Source organism: Micromonospora sp. ABR4_055 (assembly GCF_056160425.1).
Window position 1 is genome coordinate 20846 of record NZ_JBSWXD010000088.1, and the last position, 6460, is coordinate 27305.

Below are 6460 nucleotides of genomic sequence, written 5' to 3' on the forward strand. Positions count from 1 at the left end.
TGCCTCCTTGGGGTCCTGCGGGTCAGCTCTGCCGCTCGGCCACCGATTCAGCCAGGGCGGTCAATTCCGTGCGCGTCTCGGGGGTCAACGACGCATCGACGAGAATGGTCACCGCTTCCTGGGTACGAATCCGGATCATCTGCTCGATCGCCTCGAGAGCTCCCGTGTCGACGATGATGCTGCGCAGCTCGTCGGCCCCGGTCGGGTCCAGCTCCGGATTGCCGAACAGCTCTCGCAACCGGGCTGCCTGGCTGCGGTCCGCCAGGTTGCGGGCCTGCGCCATCATCACCGTCGACTTGCCCTCTCGCAGATCATCGAGCACCGACTTGCCGGTGACCGCCGGGTCGCCGAACACCCCGAGTACGTCGTCGCGGAGCTGAAACGCGTCACCCAGTGGATCACCGAAGGCAGCGTACGCGTCCAGCAGTTCCGGCTCGGCCCCGGCAAGGGCGGCACCGATCTGTAATGGTCGGGTAACTGTGTATCTGGCGGCTTTCATCCTGATTACCGTCAGCGCACTGGCCACCGAACCATCGCCGACGCCGGACACCAGATCCAGGTACTGCCCGGCGATCACCTCGGTCCGCATTCCGGCGAAGACCGCGTAGCCGCGCCGGATCTGCTCGGCGTCGAGCCCGCACTCGTGGAACATCTGGTCCGCCCAGGCGGCGCAGAGGTCCCCGCAGAGCAGCGCGGCGTTGTGACCATACCGGCCGGAGTCGCCCCGCCAGGACGAGCGAGTGTGCAGGTCGGCGAAGATCCGGTGCACCGACGGCTCACCCCGGCGGCGGTCGCTACCGTCCATGATGTCGTCGTGAATCAGCGCGAACGCGTGGAAGATCTCCAGCGCGGCGGCGGCCGCGACGATCTCCTGGCAGTCCGCTCCCCCGGCGCCGCGCCACCCCCAGTAGCAGAAGACCGGGCGCAGCCGCTTGCCGCCGACCAGGACGAACCGACGCAGTGTGTCGTACACCCCGCGCGGTGCCCCGTCCGGCCAGTGCGGATCCTGCCGGTCAAGGAACGCCGTCAGTTCGACGTCGCACCGCTCCCGCAGCGACCAACCCACCGAACCGGCACCGGCCGGGGCGTCCGGACCCGAACCGGCACCGGCCGGGGCGTCCCGACCCGAACCGTCGCCGGGGCGGGCCGGCGCCACGGTCACCGGGACACCTCGGGCGACGGCGACGGTGCCGGTGCACCGGCGTCGAGCCCGGCCAACTCCAGCAGCAGCGACTTGACCTCGGTGGCGGCGAACCGGTCCCGGGCCGGCGCCGGGTCCGAGCAGAGCAGTACCGGGCCGTCGGCGGGGTCGTCCGGCAGCCGGCCGTGTGAGCCACGGACCGCCCGCGCGCCGGCGTCCAGCCCGACCACGTTCATCGTGTACCGCAGCCCGATCTTCTTGCGGGCCAGGGCGATCGCCGCCCGCGCCTTGGCTGCACCCGGGTTGGCCGGGTCGAACAGCAGCTCCGCCGGGTCGTAGCCGGGCTTGCGGTGAATCTCCACCAACCGGGCGAAGTCCGGCGCTGCTGTGTCGTCGCGCCAGTAGTAGTAGGTGAACCAGGCCTGCGGCTCGGCCACCAGCACCAGCTCACCGGAGCGCGGATGGTCCAGGCCGGCATCAGCCTTCCCGTCGGCGTCGAGGACCTGCGCCACGCCCGGCAGGCCGGCACAGAGCTTGGCCACCGACGCGACATCGGCCGGATCCCGGACGTACACGTGGGCGATCTGGTGGTCGGCGACGGCGAACGCCCGCGACGTCCACGGATCCAGGTACTCCATCCCGGCCTGGGAGTAGACCCGCAGCAGCCCTTCGGCGCGCAGCAGCCGGTTGACGTGCACCGGCTGTGACACATCGGTGATGCCGTACTCGGACAGCGCCACCACGGTCGCGCCGCGTGCCGCCGCCGCGTCCAGCAGCGGGGCGAGCACCGCGTCGAGTTCGGCGGCCGCCCGCTGCGCGTGCGGCCCGCCGCCGCCATAGCGCTGCAGGTCGTAGTCGAGATGCGGCAGGTACGCCAGGGTCAGGTCCGGCGAGTGGTCGGCCATGATCTGCCGGGTCGCCTTCGCGATCCACTCCGACGACACCAGCCCGGCACCCGCCCCCCAGTAGTTGAACAGCGGAAACGTGCCGAGCCGGCCGGTCAGCTCGTCGTGCAGCTGCGGCGGATCGGTGTAGCAGTCCGGATCCTTGCGCCCGTCGGCGTGGTAGATCGGCCGGGGGGTGACGGTCCAGTTGACGTCCGCACCCATGGCGTACCACCAGCAGATGTTCGCCACCGTGTAGTCGGGGCGGAACCGGCGCGCGGCCTGCCACAGTTTCTCCCCGCCGACCAGGGCGTTGTGCTGCCGCCAGAGGAACACCTCGCCGAGGTCGCGGAAGTACCAGCCGTTGCCGACGATACCGTGGCCGGACGGCGGCTCGCCGGTCAGGAAGGTGGACTGCACCGAGCAGGTGACCGCCGGCAGCACGGTGCCGAGCTCGGCCTGGAAGCCGGTGTCGGCGACCGCCGCCAGCCGGGGCATGTGGCGCAGCAGCCGGGGGGTCAGGCCGACCACGTCGAGCACGAGCAGCGGGTTCATGCGGCCTCCGATCCGGTGGCGGTACGGGTGCAGGCGGTCAGGCCGAGCCCGACCAGTTCCTCGCGGGCCTGGGCCAGCTCGGCGGCGATTCCGGCGGCGAGCTGGTCGGGCCCGGTAGGACGTTGCCCTTCCGGCAGCACCCCCCAGGTGTAGGTCTCCACGTCGAAGTGGTCGCAGTCGGTGCCGTCGACGACCGCGGCCAGACCGGCTCGCAGCTGCGGCATCGTTGCGGCCAGTGGCGCGACCGGCGCGGCGTGCAGCGGCACGTGGTAGTGCACCCGCCACGGGCCGGGCAGCCCGGCGTCGAGTGCGGCATCGAGATCGTCGGCCGCCCCGGCAACACCCGACCGGGTCTGGTGCAGGAACCGTGGTTCGACGTACCCGGCGATCGCGGACCGGTCCCGGACCGGATCGGAGACCTCCAACGCGGCCGACACCTGGACCTTGACCACCGGTAGCCCGGCGGACCGCAGCCGACCGACCGCGGCGACCGGCTCCTCCCAGGCACAGGCGAGATGGGCCAGGTCGACGCAGACGCCGAGCCGTTCGGTGTCCACCCGGGCCAGCTGTTCGGCGGCCTGAGCGGTGGTCTCCACGACGCAGCCCGGTTCAGGTTCGAAGCCGACCCGGACGGTACGGCCGGTGTCCCGTTCGACGTCGGCCAGGCCGGCGGCCAGCCGGTCCAGCATCCGGGCGCAGGCATCGGCCCGCTCGGTGTCCCACGGCTCCCGCCAGGCCAGCGGCAACGTGGAGATCGAGCCGCGCTCGACGTCGTCGGGCAGCAGGTCGGCCAGGATCCGGGCCAGTGCCAGGGTGTAGTCCAACCGGCGCGGATCGGCCCAGTCCGGGTGGTACACGGCGTGCTTGACCACCGGCGCCTGAAACGCCTCGTACGGGAAACCGTTGAGGGTGACCACTTCCAAGCCGCGCTCGGTGAGTGCGGCCCGTAGCCGGCGCCGGGCGGCCGGGTCGGCGTCCAGCGCAGCGGCAGCCGGTGCGGCCAACCACAGACCCAGGCCGAGCGGGTCGGCGGCGAGCCGGTCCCGGACCGGCACCGCGTACGTGCCGAGCTGGCTGAGCACTCCGTCGAGGTCCTCGGCCGGATGCACGTTGGTGCAGTAGCTGAGGTGGACGGTGCGCCGCCGCCGGTCGTGCAGGCGCATCAGCCACCGCCCCGCATGATCGAGCTGCCTTCGAAGGTCGGTGCGGTGGCGGCGACGTCGCTCAGGTCGAGCCGGCCGGACTGGCCGTAGAACTCCACCGGATTGCGCCACAGCACCCGGTCTACGTCGTCGGCGCTGAATCCGGCGGCCAGCATCGCCTCGCCGGTGGTCCGGGTCAGCAACGGATCCGACCGGCCCCAGTCGGCGGCCGAGTTGACCAGGATTTGCTCCGGGCCGTACTGCTTGAGGATCTCCACCATCCGCGGCGGCGACATCTTGGTTTCCGGGTAGATGGAGAAGCCCATCCAGCAGCCGGACTCCTTGACCACCCCGACCGTCACCTCGTTGAGGTGGTCGACCACCACCCGGCCGGCGTCGATGCCGGACTCGGCGACCACCGCCAGGGTCCGTTCGGTGCCCCGGGCCTTGTCCCGGTGCGGGGTGTGCACCAGGGCCGGCAGCTCGTGCGCGCGGGCCAGCGCCAGCTGGGCGGCGAACGCCTCGTCCTCGGCCGGGGTCATCGAGTCGTAGCCGATCTCGCCGACCGCCACCACCCCGTCCTTGACCAGGTAGCGGGGCAGTACGTCGAGCACGCCGGCGCAGCGGGGGTCGTTGGCCTCCTTCGGGTTCAGCGCGATCGTGGCGTGGTGCCGGATGCCGAACTGGCTGGCCCGGAACGGCTCCCAGCCGAGCAGTGAGTCGAAGTAGTCGACGAACGAGCCGACGTTGGTGCGCGGCTGGCCGAGCCAGAACGCCGGTTCGACCAGGGCCCGGACCCCGGCGTCGGCCATCGCCCGGTAGTCGTCGGTGGTCCGTGAGGTCATGTGGATGTGCGGGTCGAAGATGCGCATTCACCCCTCCTGTCGGGTGGTGGTGTCTGCCACGGCGCGCAGCCGCCGCAGCAGGGCGAGCGCGTCGTCCGGCAGGTTCCGGCCGGCGGCGGCCCGCTCGTCGTGCAGTCCGGCGAGCATGATCAGCAACTCGGCGTCGGCGCGGGCGTCGAGGTCGTGCACCGCGGCCAGCGACACGCCGGTGAAGACGCACTTGAGCACCGCCTGACGCCACGCCTGCTGGTCGAGGTGGCGGGCGTAGCGGCCGAGCGCGGCGGCCAGCAGCCGGGTGTCGTTGGTCCGGATCGCGTCGTCGAGCAGCGGCACCGCCCGGTCACCGACCGGCAGCAGCGGCAGCGCCTTGAGCACCGCCCGACGCTCGGCGGCGTCACCGTGGTGGTAGCAGTCGGCGACCGCGGCGGCCAGCTCCGCTTCAGTCGTGACGGTGGCCAGGTCGACGAGGAGCAGTACCCGGGCGGCCTCGTCGGCCGACCATCCCGGTACGGCAGCCAGCTCGGCCCGGCCGCAGCGGCGGCCTGCGCTGGCGAACAGCATCGGCAGGCTGGCCCGGTCGGTGACGATCCGGTTCCGCGCCTGCGCGAGCCAGTCCGGATCGGGTACGCCGGACAGCGCGTCGGCGAGTCGGCCGGCGACGTCGGCAGGGTCGTCGTCGGGCTGGGCGGGTCGGTTCACGGCTGGCCTCCTTCAGCGGCGGTACGGGCCGATCCTGTGCCGGCTGATGCCGTACGGGCCGATCCCGAGTGAGCGTGGAGTTCGGCTGACCGGAGGAACTCGATGGACCGGGCGGCGACCGCCGGGGCGGCATGCGAATGCCGGGGCAGCTCGACGGCGACCAGACCCCGGTAACCGGCGGCGTCGAGGGCGGCCAGCACCGGCGGGAAGTCGATCTCCCCGGTGCCGAACTCGAGGTGCTCGTGCACGCCCCGGCGCATGTCGTCGATCTGAACGTTGACCAGGTGTGCGGCCACGTCAGTGACACACTGCGGCACCGGCACCGGCTCCAGACACCGGCAGTGTCCGATGTCGAGGGTTATGCCGAACCGGGCCGGACGGCCCAGGGCGTCGCGCAGCCGCCGCCAGTCGGCGATGTCGGCCACCAGCATCCCGGGCTCGGGTTCGAAGCCGAGGGTGACATCGGCGGCGTCGGCTGCCTCGACGACCGTCGCGCAGCCGGCGACCAGCCGGTCCCAGGCGGTGGCGTCGTCGACGGCGGCCGGGCGCACCCCGGACCAGAAGGAGACCGCCTCCGCACCCAGGTCGGCGCCGATCGCGACCGCCCGGCGCAGGAAGTCGATCCGGCGGGACGCGGTGTCGTGCAGCAAGGTCGGGGCGTGTTTGTGCCACGGGTCGAGCAGGTACCGCGCGCCGGTCTCGACCACGACCGCGAGGTCGAGTTCCCGCAACTGCTCGGCGACCCGGGCCACCTTGCGGGGCAGACCGGCGGCGTACGGGTCGAGGTGGTCGTGGTCGAGAGTGAGCGCGACACCCTGGTAGCCGAGGTCGGCGAGCAGCGCCAGCGCGTCGCCCAGCCGATGGTTGGCGAAGCCGTTGGTGCCGTACCCGAACCGCAGTCCGGCTGCCGCGTCCGGACCGGGCCCGCTGGTCGCCGGTGAGGGCTCCCCAGCCTGGTCGGTGCTCATGTCGGGGATACCCTGCGGGCCAGCCGCCGGCCGAGTGGCGCGGCGACGGAGACGGCAAGTCCGACGGCGGTGGCCAGGCCGGTTCCGGTGGCCGCGGCCCGGGCCGTGAGCTGTCTCTTCTCCCCCTCTCCCCGCCCCCAAAACACAGCCGGTTATCTGGGGGGGGGGGTTTTTTTTTTTGGGGGGGGGGGGGGGGGGGGGGGGGGGGGGGGGGGGGGGGGGGGGG

General features: G+C 72.4%; 6 protein-coding genes. All 6 read right to left on the reverse strand.

The annotated features are described in order from the left end of the window. Window positions 1–22 precede the first annotated feature (22 nt). Window positions 23–1066, reverse strand: a complete 1044-nt coding sequence (locus tag ACXAHD_RS19965; RefSeq protein WP_475052381.1) for a polyprenyl synthetase family protein — start codon at window positions 1064–1066, stop codon at window positions 23–25. A gap of 92 nt (window positions 1067–1158) precedes the next feature. Next, window positions 1159–2580, reverse strand: coding sequence for an alkaline phosphatase family protein (locus ACXAHD_RS19970; protein WP_475052375.1), 1422 nt, complete (start codon window positions 2578–2580; stop codon window positions 1159–1161). Beyond that, window positions 2577–3743, reverse strand: a complete 1167-nt coding sequence (gene eboE, locus ACXAHD_RS19975; RefSeq protein WP_281550945.1) for a metabolite traffic protein EboE — start codon at window positions 3741–3743, stop codon at window positions 2577–2579. The genes ACXAHD_RS19970 and eboE overlap by 4 nt, the downstream gene beginning before the upstream one ends. Beyond that, the gene (locus ACXAHD_RS19980; protein ID WP_281550946.1) at window positions 3743–4594 is read right to left on the reverse strand and encodes a TatD family hydrolase; all 852 of its coding nucleotides are present in this window, start codon (window positions 4592–4594) and stop codon (window positions 3743–3745) included. The genes eboE and ACXAHD_RS19980 overlap by 1 nt, the downstream gene beginning before the upstream one ends. Beyond that, window positions 4595–5266, reverse strand: a complete 672-nt coding sequence (locus ACXAHD_RS19985; RefSeq protein WP_475052378.1) for an EboA domain-containing protein — start codon at window positions 5264–5266, stop codon at window positions 4595–4597. After that, entirely contained in the window at window positions 5263–6234 is a 972-nt protein-coding gene (locus ACXAHD_RS19990; RefSeq protein ID WP_289213346.1) for a sugar phosphate isomerase/epimerase family protein, read from the reverse strand. The genes ACXAHD_RS19985 and ACXAHD_RS19990 overlap by 4 nt, the downstream gene beginning before the upstream one ends. Window positions 6235–6460: the final 226 nt, after the last annotated feature.